We start from the raw sequence: 20,105 nt of genomic DNA on the forward strand, positions 1-20,105 counted from the left end.
GGGCCTTTTGCGGAGGTGAGATTTAATGAGTTTATTATGGATTTATTCTAGTGGGACCTACCAATCCTTTACGATCAAGGATAATCATAACGGTCCAATTTCGATTGGGCCATCAAAACAGGATACGATCACCGTTTATTCCATTCCTTTTGAACAAGGTCCTATCAAGCTGAAAAAACATGAGGGACTTGATGAATATGAGGTGTTTAGAGAGGGCAAGAAGCTTGGCGATGTAAAGCCATTCCATAGCTTCACCTTTCAAGAAGGAGAAGAAACGGTCGAGATTTTTTATACGTCAGGGGAATTGGAAGAAAGCCTCTATTATATAGGCAACTTGAAAGAAATCACTTTATCGGACAAGGCGGGAGCGACCATTCGTAAAGAAGGACCCGTTTCCGGCAATGACTTTTCCCTTGTGCTGCATAAAGGGCAGTGGCACCTAATGCCAGAGGGAAATGGCAGGATATTCCTGAATGGTGAAAGGGTAACGAAGGCTGTTCCCATCCAAAATGGTGATCTGGTTTGCTGGCCGCATATGGTGCTGAGGTTGATTGAAGGCGACTTATTGATGATTCATAGCGCCGAAAGTTATGAAACATCATTAGCTAAAATGAAGAAGCCAATCTCTGAAATGAAAAAAAACTATCCACAGTATCGCCGGACACCAAGGATGATCTACGAATTGCCGGATGAGAAAGTGACGATATCTTTTCCGAGCCAAGAAGCGGAAGATAATAATAGAGGGTTATGGTTAATCCTTATGCCGCCTTTAATGATGCTGATCGTCATGGGGGTCATCACGGTCATTCAGCCGCGGGGCATTTTCATCATCATATCGATTGTGATGTTCACGACGACTTTAGTTACCTCGACGGTTCAATACTTTAAAGACAAAAAGAAGCAAAAATTCAGAGAAGAAAAACGCCAACGTGTATATACCAGGTATCTAGAGCAGAAGAGGGAAGAACTTCAAGAGCTGTCTGAAAAACAAAAGAATGTGCTGTTCTATCATTACCCCTCCTTTGAAAGGATGAAGCTTCTAACTGATAGTATTAGCGATCGTATATGGGAACGAACTCTGGAAAGTGAAGATGCTCTGCACTTTAAGATCGGAACGGCGACCATACCCTCAAGTTATCAGGTGTCGGTAAATAGCAGCGATATGTCCAATCGGGATATAGATGATTTACTTGAGCAGTCGCAGGAACTTGTGGATGTGTACAAAAACTTGGAAGATCTTCCTTTATCGATCGATTTATCAAACGGATCGATGGGCCTGGTCGGAAAGGAATCGATTGTTAAACGGGAGCTGCAGCAATTGATTGGGCAACTGGCCTTTTTTCATAGTTATCATGATGTTCGATTTGTCGCCATCTTTCCGGAAAAGGATTATCAGGAATGGGAATGGATGAAATGGCTCCCTCATTTTCAATTGCCGCATGCCTATGCAAAAGGATTCATATATAATGAGCAATCACGTGACCAGCTGCTGACCTCGATTTATCAGCTATTGAGGGAAAGAGATTTGGATGAGAACAAAGGGAAAGTGAGATTCACTCCCCACTTTGTCTTTATTGTCACGGATCGTAATTTAATTGCTGAGCATGTCATATTGGAATATTTAGAAGGCAAAACGGACGATTTAGGCATCTCGACGATTTTTGCAGCGGATGCAAAAGAAAGTTTGACGGAAAATGTCCATACGCTTGTTAAGTACATCAATGATTTTGAGGGTGAGATTCTCATCCAGCAAACGAAGGCCGTTCATACTCCTTTTAAACTTGATGCACATTCAAAAGAAGGAAATGAGCGTTATGCACGTACGCTCCGTTCATTAGATCATCAAAAAGGCATGAACAATTCCATACCAGAAACGGTTTCATTCCTTGAATTATTGAAAGCTCGTGAAGTGGAAGATCTGCCCATCAGCCAAAACTGGCGAACCAATCTGTCTTCCAAATCCTTGGCAGTTCCGATTGGATTGAAAGGGAAAACGGATAGGGTTGAATTGAACTTGCATGAAAAGGCGCATGGCCCCCATGGATTGGTTGCCGGAACGACAGGATCGGGGAAAAGTGAATTACTGCAAACCTACATCCTATCATTAGCCGTTCATTATCATCCACATGAAGTTGCCTTTTTGCTCATTGATTATAAAGGCGGTGGAATGGCACAGCCATTCAGGCAGATTCCGCATCTGCTGGGAGTCATTACGAATATTGAGGGAAGCAAGAACTTCAGTGCCAGGGCACTAGCATCCATCAATAGTGAATTGAAGAAACGCCAGCGCATGTTTGATCGATACGAAGTCAATCATATCAACGATTACACGGACTTATACAAAGAAGGCAAGGCGGATGAACCGTTACCGCACCTATTTTTGATATCAGATGAGTTTGCGGAACTTAAAAACGAAGAACCCGATTTCATCCGCGAATTAGTGAGTACGGCGCGAATTGGACGGAGCTTGGGAGTTCATTTAATTCTTGCTACACAAAAGCCGGGCGGTGTAATTGATAACCAGATTTGGAGCAATGCCCGTTTTAAAATTTCCTTGAAAGTGCAGGATGCCAGTGATAGTAAAGAAATTCTTAAAAATAGCGATGCGGCAAATATTACTGTCACCGGACGGGGATATTTGCAGGTTGGAAATAACGAGGTTTATGAATTGTTCCAGTCTGCGTGGAGCGGTGCCCCATATTTAGAGGATACGGTTGGATCTGAGGATGAAGTGGCACTTGTCACGGACCTCGGTCTTGTTCAAATCTCAAATGTATCGGAACAGGTCACTAATAAGAGGAAAGAAAAGATTAGTGAAATTGAAGCCGTGGCGGATCGAATTGTGGCGATACAGGAAGAAATGGAGATTAAGAAGTTGGCAAGCCCATGGCTGCCGCCTCTTTCAGATCGTTTATCAAGAAACCCTGAGAGAAGCCTGACGATGAATCAATTCCACCTGGGAATGAAGGATGAGCCCGAATTGCAAAGCCAGACCAATTATGTCTATAACTGGATTGACGATGGGAATATTGGGGTTTTTGGTTCTTCCGGGTACGGCAAGTCAACCACCGTTTTGACACTTCTTTTTAGTTTTGCAGATCAATTCACTCCTGAAGAACTGCATTATTATATTTTCGACTTCGGGAATAGCGCTTTACTGCCAATGCGCCAGCTGCCTCATACTGGGGAATACTTTAGGTTCGACGAGTTAAGGAAAATCGAAAAATTCATGTTATTCATGAAGGCGGAAATGGAAAGGCGTAAGCAGCTTTTTTCAGAAAAGGAGCTTAGTAACATAAAGCTCTATAATGCATTGGTGGAAGATAAATTGCCGATTATTTATATCGTGGTCGACAATTTTGACATAGTGAAGGATGAGATGCAGGATCAGGAAGCCCAATTCGTTCAGTTTGCACGTGATGGACAATCACTTGGAATCTTCATGATTTTAACGGCAACGAGAATCAATGCGATTCGCCAGCCGTTAATGAATAGCCTTAAGACGAAGGTCGTCCATTACTTAATGGACAGTTCGGAAAAATATTCAGTTTTGGGGAGAACCCCTTATGAAAATGAACCTGTTCCTGGCAGGGCGTTGGTGAAAAAGGACCAAACCTATCTCACCCAGATTTACTTACCAGCCGATGGAGCGGATGATATAGCGGTTTTGGAAGAAATGAAACAAGCTGTGGCAGATCATAAGGTTAAATATAAGGAAATGGACAAACCGCCGGCGATTCGGATGTTACCGGCACGTCTTGATTCCAGCTGCTTCAAGAGTTACTGCTCACAAACCATTAAGAAGGATACCATTCCAATCGGGCTTTCAGAGGAAAGCGTTACACCTGTATTCGTGGAGTTGAATTCCAATCCATTCCTGCTTGTCGTAGGACAGTCACGTAAAGGGAAAACGAATGTCCTTAAAGTGCTGCTGGAATCGTTGCTTACACAGGCGGTCGGCGAAATTGGATTATTTGACGGAGTGGATCGCGGCCTATCTTCTTATGCTTTTGAGGAGAAGGTGAGCTATGTGGAAACAAAAGAGCGGATAACCGAATGGCTCGATCATATCACTGGAATATTTGAAGAACGTGAGCGAAGTTATCTTGCGGCATTGGAATTGAAACCGATGAAGCAACTGGAATTCCCACCGGTCATATTTGTCATAGATAGCATTTCAAGGATCCAACAAACGATAGACGGCAGGATTCAGGATAGGATCAGCAGTTTGATGAAACAATACAGCCATCTCGGGTTTAGTCTGATTGTCGCTGGAAATGCCAACGACTTCACGAAGGGGTATGATTCGTTGACAACCGAACTGAAACAAGTCAGACAGGCTGTTTTGCTTCTTAAAAAATCGGACCAAAGCTTGTACACCCTCTCCTATTCCAGAAAAGAAGAAGAAATACAGCCGGGTTACGGATACTTTGTGCTGAATGGCCAGGAATGTAAAATCCAAATTCCGCTAAGTGAAGAAAGAAGGAGAGTGCAAGAGAGTGTCTGAAAAAATAAAACCGATGCTGTTAATCGGTAAAATACTGGTGATCTTAGCGCTGCCAATCTTGTTTTTTTCTTATATTGGCCAAAATCCAATGAAAAAGACGGAAACGGCTTCTCGCGAAATCGCCATTGTAAATGAAGATAATGGGACAGAATTTAACAATAACCCCATTTACATGGGCTCAGAGCTTGTTACTACACTGGACAAGGATTCTGAATATGAGTGGTTTGTGGTAAATAGAAGTACGGCGGAAAGTGGACTTGCAAATGAAAAGTACGATGCAGTCATATATTTTCCATCCGATTTTTCAGAGAATATTTATACGTTCGATGATGAACAGCCTGTCAAGGCGGGGATAAAGTACAAGGTACAACCCAGTTTGAATGCAGAGAACATGGAAAAGGTACAAAAGGAATTAGAGAAAACAAAGAGCAAAATGAATAAGCATATTTCAACACAGTATTGGAGCTATGTTTCCCAATCAGTCGAGGACATCCGTAAGAAGTTCGATAATGTCCTTGCTAAAGAAATCGCTTTTCAAAACACGATGTATGAGTTTTATACTCCAAGCTCGGAAAGTCTTGCAGGCGAAATCAAGCAGCATAAGGACATGCTTGAAGGAGTTTTTGCCGAGACGAAAGATGCTGGCAAAACAAGTACTGAAACAATGGATGAAATAGGGGACACGAAGACTCAAATGGCTTCATTTGTGAAAGATGTTGTTTCTTTTGAGGAATATCAAAAAGCTCAAAGTATCCTTTTTGAGAAGGCCTCTGCCCAAAATCAACAGCTTGTCATGGAGAGTGTGCAGTCATACGACAAGGTGTTGAATGAGGGGAATCAATCTATACCAGAGATTCAGCAAGGGATGCATACGAAATACAGCCTTAATGATCAAGGCATTAGAGAAAATGTTGGAATCATGCAGCAGAAACTTGATTCCAGTAGTAATGAATTGGAACAATTTTCAACAAGCATGAAAGACGAACAAGTAGAACAAATTACGAAAATCACCCAAGATCAACAAAGCTCGATTGAACAATTGAAACAATCGGAAGAGGCGGGTCTTGATAACCTTCAGTCAACCTTGCTTATGCAAAGAGGAAATCTTGCAAGCAGCTCTGGTGATGGGGAGGATATAGGTGAAGGAACGACGCCTATAGAGGATATTGAAACGGAAACGGGAAAAGGTGAATCAGCTGCTGCACCTGACAAGAAGGACCCGGTTGATGAACTGTCTCTGCAGGTACTGCTGGATCAAATCAATGGGATCAACACGGCACTTGAAAGTTTGGTGCCGGCAGAAGGAAGTGAAGGAGCTGCTGAACAACTCAACATCCTTACAGCGGAACTCCAAACGGAAATCAATAATCTCAGCGGAACGGTAAGCGGCAGAACGGGGAATTATAACCAAGTGATAACGGAGTTTAATACACTGGTAGATTCATATAATGACCTGCTGGCGCAGTTTACGCAATTACAAGCTGATTATAATGAACTCGGCACGAATTATAAGGATTTAGGCGACCAATGGAAAAAGTCACAGGAAGATATTCAAAAATTACAGGACATCCAGAGTATGACAATCGAAGAGGCCATCGCAGAAATCAAGACTCTCGAACAGTCACTTCTGGAAAAAGTGGGGGGAGAAAGGCGAGCGGTGCTTGTGAAGGCCTTCGAGAATCCTATCACCAATCGGGATTCAACTGCCCTCCTTGCCTATTACGGTTCACTCTCATCTTATGGTGAATTGGCTGAAAGAGTCACCGAAGCAAATGTAGATAAGATATTTGCAGCCAATATAAAAGAATTGGAAAACTTGAAAAATGGGGTTTCCGGAAATGTAGATGAAGAAGCGAAACTCGTTAAAGCCAGTTTAGCAGGAGTCAATGAGAACTTCGGGATGTTCTCGGAATCCATTATGGGTTATATGAAAGAATATGATGCTAACGTTGAAACGGGGCAAAAAGCCACTTTAGCTGAATTGGCGGCAATTTCCGGCAAGGCTCAAGAAGTGTCTGCCAATTTGTCGGATGATATGGAAGTTCCTGAGATGGAGGCCGAACCGCCAGTTAACCTTGATGGAGAAATGTTTGTATCACTTCAAGGCAATACGGCAACAACGGTCGGCTTCATTTCCGAGCTTGTCAATTCTGTAGCGGAAAGACAGGAAACGGTCACGAAGGATACAGCAGACCTGCAAGCGAAAGTGGGGTCCGTGCAGGAAAGGGCCGATCAGCTTAATGATAATTGGTCCCAAAATGTAGACTCAACCGAAAAAATCAAGACGGACGTATATAGCGTCTTGAACAACACTCTAGTCGATGATCAGGAGAACGGGTATGTGTACGAATATTTAGCGAATCCCGTACAAATCAGCGGGGAGGTCCTTCATCAGGAAAAGGTTAATATCCCGCCGATCGTCATGTTGGTGATCATACTCATTTCTGGGATATTGATCGGTTTCTTCCTGCATCATTATGAAACCATTCCAATGATGGTCCATGCGGCCTTGTTTACCTTATTGAATCTGATCGTAGGTTTAATCATCAGCATGTATGGCTTGAAGATCTATCCACTGGGAGATATGCAGGAGATTAAATGGACCGTCTTCACCGTCCTGCTTTTATTCTTCTGTTCAGCGTTTACCCGACTTGCCTTCTCGATTGGGCCGTTTGTCGGTGCTATCCTGGTGATTGGTTTGATCAGTTTCTTTACCATTCCATTATTGGATTTAATCATGCCTAATTTCAATGTAGACCACCCTGTTGCGGACGTATACATGTCCATTCAATTCGGTAATCAGTCGGCATTCATTCCGGCTAGTATCATCTTGATTGTACTGACGCTTATCGCAACGGTCATTCCATATATAGTGAAGCGTCTTGCAGAAAGAAGAGCAATGGCCCATGAAGTGGAATAAATACGTAATGCCTGTCTTGCTCATCCTGTTTTTTAGCCATGCACCTCATGGCGGGGCGGAAGAGGAACCGATGGTGGAGCCCAATGAATATCAAGAAAACGATATTGATATTCAAACGGAGTATTTCCATGAAGAAGGATTGTTGGAACAGAAGCGGAAACTGCCTGAAGAACAAAAGGACCTCACTTTTGAAAGAGGGAAATATGATGCCATTGACTCGGTGAAGGACTCACTGTTTCTGTCTCCTGTAATGGAGAATCAAAATAATACCATCGCTTCAAAATCAGAACAGCTTGGATTATTCTCGGAGGTCCGCATTCCAACGAGAAACGAAGAAGAAACAGAGCCTTCGCTTAATTTTGACCTGACGATATTGCTAGGCATCGTTTTGGCACTTTTGGTCGTTTGTTTGTTTTTTATCCTTATCCCGAAAATGGGGAAGCTGAATGGAGAGGTTAAACGAAAATGAAAACAGCCCGATTCCCCTCAGGAATCGGGCTGTTTTAACTACATATCCATAACGGTTTTAATAAGCCCTAAAAGAAGGGCGGCTGCGAAGATCAAAATGAAGAATTTTTTATACATGATCAGTACCTCTTATATCTTAGGAGTGGATTGCATTCATTTTAGCATAAACAAGACAGAATAGAAGTTTACTTAAGAATATACAGATCGGAAGGCCGAGGCTTCATTGCCCTGATGACCGGAGAGGGAAAAAGGAAAAGGATGCGCCATTATTGGGCATCCTCCTTTCTTGTTATTTGAACAAATCAGGATAAACAGTCTTTGCTGCGGGTTCAACAGCTTCGGTTTTAAACCGATTTCCCTTTTAAGCTGACAAGGCTGACCTTTTTCTGCAAGGTTCATATTCACTTAGCAAACAGTTAACCATACCTTTTTCAGTAAGCCGCATTAATATTTTTAGAACAAATTCGTTTATGGTTTTCCGATTATCTAGTAAACTTACAATGTAAGGTTCAATTGGGTCTTAATGTAAAATATGTGATATAGAGAAGACATGAAATAATAGTGATAATGTGAATCCCGGGAGGTAGAGAATGATTTATAAGCAGGTCAATCAAAAACTGGAAATGGTTCTGGGGAATATCGAAAAGGTGATTATCGGAAAACGGGATATAGCAGAACTAAGCATCGTGGCACTCCTTTCCGGCGGACATGTCTTATTAGAGGATGTTCCGGGTGTGGGAAAGACAGTCATGGTAAGGGCATTGGCAAAATCAATAGGTGCAAGCTTCAAGAGAATTCAATTCACGCCTGATTTACTTCCTTCGGATGTTACTGGCGTTTCGATCTTCAATCCTAAGGAACAAGAATTCATCTTTAGGCCAGGCCCGATAATGGGCCATATTATTTTAGCCGATGAAATAAACCGGACCTCGCCGAAAACTCAGTCTGCATTGCTTGAAGCGATGGAAGAGGCAAGTGTGACGATTGATGGTGTCACAAGAGGATTGGAGAAGCCCTTCTTCGTAATGGCGACACAAAATCCAATCGAGTACGAGGGAACATATCCGCTGCCAGAGGCTCAATTGGATAGATTCCTATTAAAAATGAAAATGGGCTATCCAGGTGTGGAAGAAGAGATAGAGGTTCTTCATAGGGCTCAATACACGGCACCGCTAGAGGAACTGGAATCCGTCATCACCTTGGATGAATTGATAGAATTACAGGCTGAGGTAAAAGCGGTGATAGTGGATGACACAATAAAACGATACATTGTTGAATTGGCGAATCAAACACGTTCACATGAAGCGGTCTATTTAGGGGTGAGCCCGCGTGGATCGATAGCATTGATGAAGGCAGCCCAGGCTTACGCGCTGATCCAGGGCAGGGACTATGTTCTGCCTGACGATGTTCAATATTTAGTACCATTCGTATTTTCCCATCGGCTTATATTGAAGCCTGAAGCGAATTATGAGGGCTTCGATGCTGGAATGGTGATACATGAAATTGTCGCGACAACAAAAGTGCCTGTGAAGCGGGCTGTGACCTAATGCGGAGATTCATCAACATTCTAAGGGGAAATATGAGTGTGATCGGACTTGTATTACTCATGACCGTTTCCTTTTGCTATGCAATGTTTCAAGGCGGTTTTGTCAGTTGGTTCATTTTTTATTCATTTTTACCGTTTTCTGTGTACGCTTTGATCCTGCTGTTTTATCCGCTGCATGATTTTAACGTTGAGAGAAAGATCAATAAAAGGGAATGCCAGGCTGGTGAATCTGTTGAGATAGCATTTACGTTTACGCGTAAAAACCGGCTGCCCCTATTATTTATGGTGGTAGAGGAGGAATTGCCTCAGGAGATGGAAGATAGGGGATTACAAAGGAAAATAATTATCTTTCCGGGTTTCAAGCGTACCTTCAGCATGTCATATACCTTGGAAAACTTGCAGCGGGGAGAGCATTCGTTTCAATCGATCCGCTTTTGGATTGGGGACTTTTTCGGGCTGGTCGAAAAGGAAGCGATATATAGTTCACCTTTGAAAATAACCGTTTTTCCTCGTTATCACGAGCATGCCTACAGTGATCTTGATCGAGTGTTCAATCAGGGGGCAGTGGTTTCAACAAAGAAAACACAACGGGAACATTCAGTGGTCTCCGGTGTAAGGGAATATCAGCCAGGCGATCAGTTGTCTTGGATTAACTGGAAGGCGACTGCCAGAACGAGTGAAATCATGACGAAGGAATTCGAGGTGCAGAAAAACCGTGATGTATTCATCATGCTTGATCAAAAGCCATCGGATTTATTCGAAGAATCCATTGAAATGGCGGCTTCCATTGCCCATGCCATGTTAAAGAAAGGCATGGAAATTGGGTATGTGAGTATGGGGTCGAGGTTAATCATATCGGCAGCAGCAGGCAACAAACAGAAACGAAAGATTTTTTACCGACTTGCTAAAGAAGAGCCGGGTGTTGTAAACGCATTGAACGAAAATGTCAGGAAGGGAATTCTTCCGGCAAACGCTGCTGTGATATTCATCGTTTCAGACTTAACCCTAGAAAAGGTGGACATATTGAGTGCTTTCCGGCCTAATCAGGGATTGATGTTATGCGTGAAGAAACAGGCAGATCTTACTGATGAGGAAAGGTTTTCAAGTTCTACAGCTGTTTCGAGGGGGATAAAGATTAGCTTTTTTGAACATGGTCACCTAAAGTTTGACAGATCGGAGGTGATGGCGAAATGAATGTCACTACCGAAAAATTGGAAAGGTTCATGCACGTCCTCATGTATGTATTTGGTCTGTTGTTGATTACTGAATGGTTAAGGCCTGTCGATAGACTCACCGATACAGGTAATATCATCATTTTTATCTTATTTTTGCTCTATTCCCTGCTACTGCATTATTTCCGCATACATTGGTCGATCCGTTTTATTCTCATTAGTGCATATATAATGATTTCATTACAGTTCCTCCATTCAAAAGAGGCTTTATATCAATTGTCATGGCTGAATGGGTTTCTAGCGGATTTTAAGGGCAATCTTGGTTTTATATATGATGGGAATTGGGAGTTGATCACTAATCCATTTCGAACGTTTCTATTTTTTGTCCTTCTTTGGCTTGTGACATATTTGATCCATTACTGGGTGATGGTGAGGCAAAGCATCTTTTTCTTTTTTATGTTAACGGTGTTTTTTATATCTGTACTTGACACATTCACTCCTTATGCGGGGGATAGGGCAATGATAAGAATCATCATCATCGGGTTTTTGATGCTCGGCTTGCTTTCCCTGCTGCGGCTAACGATACAGGAGAGGATTAAGTTTCCGATGGCTTCCATCAATAAGTGGATCTTGATGCTGACCGGCATGATATTGGTAAGTGTCCTTGTTGGTTTCGCTGCCCCAAAGCTCTCTCCGCAGTGGCCGGACCCGGTGCCTTATATTACTTCCTATTCTGATAAAGCTTTGAAAGAAGACGGTGATTCGAAGCGTAAAAGTGTCGGATATGATGAAGACGATTCGGATCTTGGCGGTTCGATAGAGCCGGATAGTTCCATCGTTTTTTATAATAATGCTCCTGCAGGACATTACTGGAAAGTCGAGAACAAGAATATTTATACCGGTAAAGGGTGGGTTTCCATACCGGAAACGGAATTTCACACTTTTTCCAACGGGCAGGATACGGCAACTTTAGATTTTTTCGACGTTCCTGAATTGGTGAGGACAGAAGAAATGACGGCAAAAGTATCCATGACGGAATCATATTCACATATCCTTCATCCGCAGTCCGGGTATGTAAAAAAGATTGAAGGCAAAAACGGGCAGGATTTCAAATATTATCAGGATATGGACAAAATTATTTCTGAACAGGGTAATGGCGAACGACTTTCCATGAAAGAGTATGAACTGGTTTATGATATGCCAAGTTTTGATATAGCTGAGTTAAGGAAGGTAACGGAACCCGACGGATCCATGGACTTATTAATGGAAAAAAACACTCAGCTTCCAGAGGGATTGCCAAACCGGATATTTGAATTGGCCTCCCGGCTAACAGGGAATGAAACGAATTGGTACGATAAAGCAAAAGCCATTGAGGATTATTTCGACGGAGCTGAATTCATTTATTCCAAGGACGATATTCCGTATCCAGAGAGCAATCAAGATTATGTCGATCAATTTTTATTCGAGACACAGATAGGGTATTGCGATAATTTTTCAACTGCCATGGTCGTTTTACTAAGGGCCGCAAATATACCTGCAAGATGGGTAAAGGGCTATACCGAAGGGGAAAAATCAATACTTGATGGCGAATCCGTTTATAAGGTGACCAATAGTAATGCACATTCCTGGGTCGAGGTTTATTTTTCAGGGATAGGCTGGATTCCCTTCGAGCCGACAAAGGGTTTCGATGGGGAAGTTGAATTTTATGATTCGGAATTGAAACAGGAAGCGATCAAGAACCCTGAAGAACCCCCGACTGATGAAGAGCAAACAAAGAAAGAGACCAGGGAACGCCAGGATACACCTGATAGGGAAACTCAATCCTCCGTGAAAACGGCTTTTGGGAACATGGAAGGGTTCTTAAAATGGACTGCATTCACACTTTCAGGTGCATTGATTTTTGCTTCTATCGGTTATTTCTTCAGAAGGAAGTGGATTCCTCATCTGCAGATTCTTCGTTATAGAAAGAAAACAGGTGCTCATTTCTCGACAGCTTATTTAATATTATTGAAACAATTAAAACGAGCTGGTTTAGTTCGGCCGGAGGGGCAAACCTTAAGGGAGTACGCCGCCTATGTGGATGCGGTGTACGATACAGACGAGATGAGTGATTTGACGGCTGGATACGAGTTAATGATATATCGTGGAGATGCGGAAGATGGGGAATGGAAGCACTTTCAAAAGGGTTGGGAAAGCTTAATGAGAAAAACTAGCTCTTGACCAGGTTTTTATTATATTGATACAATAACAAAAACTAACTTAAACTAATATATCCTTCATATATCCTCGATAATATGGATCGAAAGTTTCTACCGAATCACCGTAAATGATTTGACTATGAAGGCGGATTTTAACAGGAAAGCTGAAAATCTGCCTTCGTCTGTACTTTTTCTGTATTTTTGAGGGTGGATTTTTAGTTTTTCTTTTTTTATGATAATATTTTTTATAAGAATTATCACTCGATTTTATGAGTGAATTACATTGATAGAGGTGACGTTTGTGCCGGGGAAAACAGAATTGCAAAAAAAACAGGAAATGATCGTAGTACTTGATTTCGGAAGCCAATATAATCAATTGATCACTCGTCGTATCCGTGAATTTGGTGTGTACAGTGAGCTTCATCCTCATACAATTACTGTAGAAGAAATTGAGAAAATGAACCCAACGGGAATCATTTTCTCAGGGGGCCCGAACAGTGTTTATGATGCGAATGCATTTGGTTGTGATGAACGCATATTCGAAATGGGTCTTCCTATTTTCGGTATTTGTTATGGAATGCAGCTTATGACTAAACATTTTGGCGGTAAGGTGGAACCAGCGAAGAACCGTGAATACGGAAAAGCGACACTTGCCATCCAAAATGAGTCCAAGTTATTCAATGACCTGCCAAAAGAACAAATCGTCTGGATGAGCCATGGTGATTTAGTGGTGGAAACGCCTGAAGGTTTCCAAATAGATGGGACGAACCCGTCTTGCCCAATTTCGGCTATGAGTGACGAGTCTCGTAAATTGTATGCTGTGCAATTCCATCCAGAAGTCCGTCATTCCGTATACGGTAATGACATTTTGAAAAATTTCGTATTCGGCGTTTGTGGCTGTAAAGGTGACTGGTCAATGGAGAACTTCATTGAAATCGAGATGGAGAAAATCCGCCAAACGGTCGGAGATAAAAAAGTGTTATGCGCATTGAGCGGCGGGGTGGATTCATCCGTTGTTGCTGTATTGATCCATAAAGCGATTGGCGATCAGCTGACATGTATTTTCGTTGATCATGGATTACTTCGTAAAGGGGAAGCCGAAGGTGTAATGGAAACATTCAGGGAAGGTTTCAATATGAACGTAATCAAGGTCGATGCAAAAGAACGTTTCCTATCGAAGCTTGCTGGCGTTTCAGATCCTGAACAAAAACGGAAAATCATCGGTAACGAGTTCATCTACGTGTTCGATGACGAAGCAACGAAGCTCGAAGGAATTGATTTCCTTGCACAGGGTACACTTTACACAGACATTATTGAAAGTGGTACGGCCACTGCACAAACAATTAAATCACATCACAACGTTGGCGGTCTGCCGGAAGATATGCAATTTAAATTGATTGAGCCTTTGAACACACTATTCAAGGATGAAGTGCGTGCACTTGGAAGTGAAATGGGCATTCCGGACGAAATCGTTTGGCGTCAACCATTCCCTGGTCCAGGTTTAGGTATTCGTGTATTAGGCGAAATTTCAGATGAAAAACTTGAAATCGTTCGTGAGTCTGACCATATTTTACGTGAAGAAATTAGAAAGAATGGTTTGGAACGCGAAATTTGGCAGTACTTTACGGTGCTTCCTAACATTCGTAGCGTAGGGGTAATGGGCGATGCACGGACGTATGACTATACAATCGGAATCCGTGCGGTTACGTCCATTGACGGAATGACATCCGATTGGGCAAGAATCCCATGGGATGTACTTGAAATCATCTCAACGAGAATCGTTAATGAAGTAAACCATGTAAACCGCGTCGTTTATGACATTACGTCTAAGCCGCCTGCAACGATCGAGTGGGAATAGTAGATTGAAACCATCCAATCAGTGAAGGAATTAACCTTCACTGATTTTTTTTTGTTGAAATAGTATTTGAATATGTAGATTCCTTACATTTTACGTATGTTGGCGAAAATATAGCCATGATAATTAAGGAATACATAGCGAAACGCGAACATTGCCTAAAATTACATAAAAAATATTCGTTTGGTATATTGACGATTATTTTGGTGACTGATACACTATACCTATAATAATAAAAAAACATAATTGTCGTATAATATTGGGGATATGGCCCAAAAGTTTCTACCAAGCTGCCGTGAACGGCTTGACTACGATGTGGAAGGATTGGCGTGTATAAATAAACCGCCACTTCTTTACATGACCGCAGTCAAGCCCCGTTCGTAAGCGAATGGGGCATTTTCTGTTGGCACGATTTTATGATGGGGGAGACTCATAATGAAAAATTATTTTCGCTTTAACGAGCTGGGAACTAATTATCGCCGTGAAATACTTGGTGGACTAACTACTTTCCTTTCAATGGCATATATCCTGGTTGTAAACCCTGTAATGCTGACTTTACAAAGCATCGAGGACTATCCGGATGAATTAAGAATGGACTACGGAGCGGTTTTTGCCGCAACCGCATTGTCAGCCGCAATCGGCTCGATATTAATGGGACTCATAGCCAGATATCCAATCTCGCTCGCGCCGGGTATGGGATTGAATGCTTTCTTCGCTTTTACCGTTGTGCTTGGCTTTGGAATTCCTTGGCAGACGGCTTTAACAGGAGTATTGATTTCAGGTATTATCTTCGTTTTACTTTCCCTATCGGGAATACGTGAAAAAATCATTAATGCAATTCCAGTCGAATTGAAATACGCAGTTGGAGCCGGTATCGGTTTATTCATTACTTTTGTAGGGTTTCAGAATGCTGGTATCATCACGAATGATGACAGCGTTCTTGTCGGACTGGGCGATTTGACATCAGGAAATACTTTATTGGCTGTGTTTGGAATTGTCGTAACCGTCATTTTGATGACGAGAGGCGTCAAAAGCGGCGTGTTCATAGGAATGGTCATTACAGCCATTGCAGGAATGATCTTTGGACAAGTTCCGGTGCCGGACAAAATAATCGGTGCCGTTCCTAGCATAGCGCCTACATTCGGGGTTGCGTTCGATGCCTTTGGAAATCCCGGTGATCTCTTCACTGGTCAAATGTTAATCGTGATACTGACCTTCTTGTTCGTAGCATTCTTTGATACAGCCGGTACGCTGGTGGCTGTCGCGCAACAAGCTGGATTGATGAAGGATAATGTTCTTCCTAGAGTGGGTAAAGGATTGCTTGCAGATTCATTATCCATCGTTTCAGGTGCGATTCTTGGTACATCCACCACGACATCTTATGTAGAGTCCACATCAGGTGTTGCTGCTGGTGCTCGAAGCGGTTTTGCGGCTGTAGTGACAGGGTTGCTGTTTGTCCTATCCCTTTTCTTCTTCCCGCTTCTATCAGTGGTGACATCTGCTGTGACTGCGCCGGCATTGGTTATAGTCGGAGTATTAATGGCATCATCACTTAAAAATATTGACTGGCAAAAGTTCGAAATTGCGGTTCCGGCCTTCTTTACGGTCATCATGATGCCTATGACATATTCAATTGCAACAGGTATAGCTTGCGGATTCATCTTCTATCCAATCACTATGTCGATGAAAGGAAGAGCAAAAGAGGTTCATCCGATCATGTGGGGTCTTGGAGTCGTCTTCCTGCTATATTTCATTTTCTTGAAGTAATAATGCAAGTAAGTAAGGAGAGTCCTGATTTCGGGGCTCTTCTTTCATGTTGTAAGAGAAAGCTCATATCGTGTATAGTAAAAGTACTAAGTACTAAGTACTTTATCCTGTATGGGGCATAGGGATGACTTTGAGAAAAAAAGAGGGAGAAAAATGAATGGTTTTATCGTTGAAAAGGTTTTGAACAATAATGTGGTGATTGCCACGCATCCGTCGTATGGAGAAGTCGTTACTATTGGAAAGGGCTTAGGCTTCAACCGAAAGAAAGGCGAAGAGTTGAGTCCGGAACTAGCGGAGAAAACGTTTGTCCTGAAAAATGTTAAGGAACAGGAAAGTTACAAAAAACTCTTGCCGCAAATCGATCAAAATCTTCAAGCAGCCATTATAGAATCCATTCATCTCATTAATGACCGGGTAACCGGAAAGCTAAATGAACATATACATGTCGGTTTAACAGATCATTTATTGTTCGCCCTTCAGCGTGTTTCACAAGGAATGACTATCAAAAACCCATTCTTGAAAGAAACGATAACCCTTTATCCTTTTGAACATGATATTGCTGTTGATGTAGTAGAATTAATTCAAGATAAGACAGGCATAGGCCTGCCCCAAGGGGAAATCGGTTTTATTACGCTTCATATTCATAGCGCAATATCAAATAAAGACTTATCGGAAGTCAATCAGCATTCGCAGTTAATCTATCACCTTATCCAAGTTGTTGAAGAACAGCTCAATGTGAAAATTAATAAGGATAGCATAGACTATTCACGTTTGGTCCGTCATTTAAGATTCATGATAGACAGGGTGCTTGCTGGGGAAAAAGTAGAGGAACCTGAAAAAATAGCAATGCTATTGAAAGAAGAATATCCTTTGTGTTACAATATCTCTTGGAAGCTAATAAAAATTATGCAGCAGAAATTAGGCAAGCCGGTTTGTGATGCGGAAGCTGTCTATCTAACGATGCATATCCAACGATTACAAAAGAAAATTAAATAAACATACATTAACTTACGTGTTACTGATTCGATCAGGCATAAGTGAGGAGAATGATTGTTATGAAAGAGGGTATTATATACCTGAATTTTCATTTCAATCCTATCTTTGCTTATGCCTTTTTTGTATTTGAATTCTGATGCGTGGGAAGATGAATACCATCGTAAATGTAACCGTTTTATTAGCATGGAAAAACAGTAAAGAGGAGGAAAACCTATGTTTAAGAAGTTGTTTGGTGTTTTGCAAAAAATCGGTAAAGCTTTGATGCTTCCTGTAGCCATTTTACCAGCGGCCGGAATTTTGCTTGCGTTTGGTAATGCATTGCAAAACGAAACTTTGTTGGATATCGCCCCGTTTCTTGCGAGTGGCGGAGTGGAAATGGTCGCATCGGTAATGGAGAATGCCGGAAATATTATTTTTGGGAATCTTCCCTTGTTGTTTGCTGTGGGGGTAGCAATTGGGTTAGCTGGTGGAGATGGTGTTGCCGGCCTTGCCGCGATTATCGGTTTCTTGATTATGAATGTAACGATGGGAACTGTTCTTGGCATTGACGCTGCCGACATTGAGAACAATAGTGCGGTGTATACCAATGTTCTGGGAATCCCGACGTTGGGAACAGGTGTGTTCGGCGGTATTATTGTCGGTGTCATGGCTGCTGTTATGTATAATAAGTTTTATGAAATTGAACTGCCATCTTATTTAGGATTCTTTGCAGGTAAACGTTTTGTACCCATTGTAACAGCTGCAAGCGCAGTTATTCTTGGGTTGCTGATGATTTTGATTTGGCCGACGATCCAATCGGGGTTAAATTCATTTTCCGAAAATATGTTGGGTGCTAACCTGACACTTGGAGCTTTCGTGTTTGGGGTTGTAGAACGTGCGCTGATTCCTTTTGGATTGCACCATATCTTCTATTCTCCATTCTGGTTCGAATTTGGCAGCTATATCCCTCAAGGAGGGGGAACGCCAGTCAGAGGAGACCAGGCCATCTTCATGGCACAAATTAAAGATGGCGTACAGAATTTAACGGCCGGTACCTTCATGACTGGTAAATATCCATTCATGATGTTCGGGTTACCAGCTGCAGCTTTGGCCATTTATCATGAAGCAAGACCGGAAAGAAAGAAAATAGTCGGGGGATTGATGGCTTCGGCAGCACTTACATCATTCTTGACTGGGATTACTGAGCCACTTGAATTTGCATTCTTATTTGTTGCACCGGTACTTTTCGGGATTCACTGTCTGTTTGCCGGTCTATCATTCATGACCATGCATTTACTGGACGTGAAAATCGGGATGACGTTCTCGGGTGGTTTGATCGATTACGTACTGTTTGGTTTAATCAATCCGCAAACCAATGCATGGATTGTTATTCCGGTTGGTTTAGTCCTTGCGGTTATCTATTACTTTGGATTCCGATTTGCGATAAGGAAGTTTAACCTTAAAACTCCTGGTCGTGAAGTGGAAGAGGATGAAGAAGCGGAAGGATCTGCAAGTACAGCTGGAACTCTTCCTGGGGATATCTTGGATGCCATGGGCGGAAAAGAAAATATTTCTCACTTGGATGCTTGCATTACCCGTCTTCGTGTATCGGTCAATGACATCGGTAACGTTGATAAAAATAGGCTGAAGAAACTTGGTGCTGCTGGAGTTCTGGAAGTGGGCAATAACATCCAGGCTATCTTCGGACCTCGTTCAGAAACGATCAAGGGGCAAATGAAAGATATCATTGATGGAAAAAGGCCTCGTAAAGTAGAAGCGTCTCCTGAAGTAGGTGTGGAAAAGCAAATCGAGGATGTCGTCCCGAAACCTTTACGGACGGATGAAGTTTCCGAGCGTTTTGTTTCTCCTATTAAAGGGGAATTAAAACCGATCACGGAAGTGCCTGATGCAGTTTTTGCTGAAAAAATGATGGGCGATGGATTTGCAATTGTACCCGAGGAAGGGTTGGTTGTTTCTCCTGTGGACGGTACGATCGTTAATTTATTCCCGACTAAACATGCAATAGGTATCGTTTCCGAAGCTGGACGTGAAATCTTGATACATGTCGGGATCGATACAGTTAAGTTGGAAGGCAAAGGTTTCGAAGCACTTGTCGCTCAAGGAGATAAAGTGACAAGCGGGCAGCCATTGCTTAAAGTTGATATAGAGTATGTCAAAAATAATGCTAGCTCTATCATTACGCCAATCGTCTTTACTAACCTTTCCGAAGGTGAAAGCGTCAAGATTGAAAAGGCTGGAAATGTAGATAGGGAAGAAGTGGACGTAATCTCCATCAATAAATAATCATTAATAACGGGAGGGCGGCTATAATCAGCTGCCCTCCTATTTAGTTTGGATGATTCATTGGCATGGACCGGCTTCTATAGAAAGAAAGTGGTTCAGTGAAAAAAATGAAGTTAATTTTAAAAGATTAAATTGACTTATCTATATTCAAGTGCTAATATGTTAAATACACCGCTTGAGACAAACAAGACAAATAAGTAAATGATAACTTGTTGTTGACTTTGTGTTTGGAGGGTGTTATACTAATAAAGTCGCTAAACGAAGCGATGGGAAATATTGCTCTTTGAAAACTGAACAAAACAAAGCGCCAACGTTAAATTTTAAGTGAGCACACACTATCAAAAAAGCAAATGAGCAAGTCAAACATTTCTTCGGAGAGTTTGATCCTGGCTC

At 42.1% G+C, this 20,105-nt stretch carries 10 protein-coding genes and 2 riboswitches; all 10 genes read left to right on the forward strand.

Features of this window, described 5'->3' with window-relative positions:
* Positions 1-25 precede the first annotated feature (25 nt).
* The 10 genes from essC to ptsG all read left to right on the forward strand — a co-directional run bounded on the left by essC (position 26) and on the right by ptsG (position 19,712).
* Positions 26-4,507, forward strand: a complete 4,482-nt coding sequence (gene essC / locus ACZ9AO_RS22935; RefSeq protein WP_476110651.1) for a type VII secretion protein EssC — start codon at positions 26-28, stop codon at positions 4,505-4,507.
* Positions 4,500-7,427, forward strand: a complete 2,928-nt coding sequence (esaA, locus tag ACZ9AO_RS22940) for a type VII secretion protein EsaA (RefSeq protein WP_251542901.1) — start codon at positions 4,500-4,502, stop codon at positions 7,425-7,427. Before essC ends, esaA begins: the two co-directional genes overlap by 8 nt.
* The gene (essA, locus tag ACZ9AO_RS22945) at positions 7,414-7,896 is read left to right on the forward strand and encodes a type VII secretion protein EssA (protein ID WP_251542903.1); all 483 of its coding nucleotides are present in this window, start codon (positions 7,414-7,416) and stop codon (positions 7,894-7,896) included. Before esaA ends, essA begins: the two co-directional genes overlap by 14 nt.
* 589 nt (positions 7,897-8,485) lie before the next feature.
* Positions 8,486-9,442: an AAA family ATPase gene (locus ACZ9AO_RS22950; protein ID WP_133352787.1), complete on the forward strand. Its 957-nt coding sequence runs from the start codon at positions 8,486-8,488 to the stop codon at positions 9,440-9,442.
* A 38-nt stretch (positions 9,443-9,480) separates the two neighbouring features.
* The gene (locus tag ACZ9AO_RS22955) at positions 9,481-10,635 is read left to right on the forward strand and encodes a DUF58 domain-containing protein (RefSeq protein WP_476110654.1); all 1,155 of its coding nucleotides are present in this window, start codon (positions 9,481-9,483) and stop codon (positions 10,633-10,635) included.
* Entirely contained in the window at positions 10,632-12,833 is a 2,202-nt protein-coding gene (locus ACZ9AO_RS22960; protein ID WP_476110656.1) for a DUF4129 domain-containing transglutaminase family protein, read from the forward strand. The genes ACZ9AO_RS22955 and ACZ9AO_RS22960 overlap by 4 nt, the downstream gene beginning before the upstream one ends.
* A 36-nt stretch (positions 12,834-12,869) precedes the next feature.
* Positions 12,870-12,971: riboswitch (purine riboswitch) on the forward strand.
* Between the two features lie 177 nt (positions 12,972-13,148).
* A complete protein-coding gene (gene guaA / locus ACZ9AO_RS22965; protein ID WP_285856623.1) occupies positions 13,149-14,669 on the forward strand; it encodes a glutamine-hydrolyzing GMP synthase in 1,521 nt (506 codons plus the stop codon).
* Between the two features lie 226 nt (positions 14,670-14,895).
* Positions 14,896-14,997, forward strand: a riboswitch (purine riboswitch).
* Positions 14,998-15,101: 104 nt separating this feature from the next.
* Entirely contained in the window at positions 15,102-16,433 is a 1,332-nt protein-coding gene (locus tag ACZ9AO_RS22970; protein WP_034306155.1) for an NCS2 family permease, read from the forward strand.
* Positions 16,434-16,586: 153 nt separating this feature from the next.
* A complete protein-coding gene (gene glcT / locus ACZ9AO_RS22975) occupies positions 16,587-17,429 on the forward strand; it encodes a glucose PTS transporter transcription antiterminator GlcT (RefSeq protein ID WP_034306152.1) in 843 nt (280 codons plus the stop codon).
* A gap of 213 nt (positions 17,430-17,642) precedes the next feature.
* Positions 17,643-19,712 carry a glucose-specific PTS transporter subunit IIBC gene (gene ptsG / locus ACZ9AO_RS22980; protein WP_476110658.1) on the forward strand — a complete coding sequence of 690 codons (2,070 nt, stop codon included), beginning with the start codon at positions 17,643-17,645 and terminating at the stop codon, positions 19,710-19,712.
* The last annotated feature ends 393 nt before the right edge of the window (positions 19,713-20,105 follow it).

This window comes from Peribacillus sp. TE19612 (assembly GCF_056279465.1).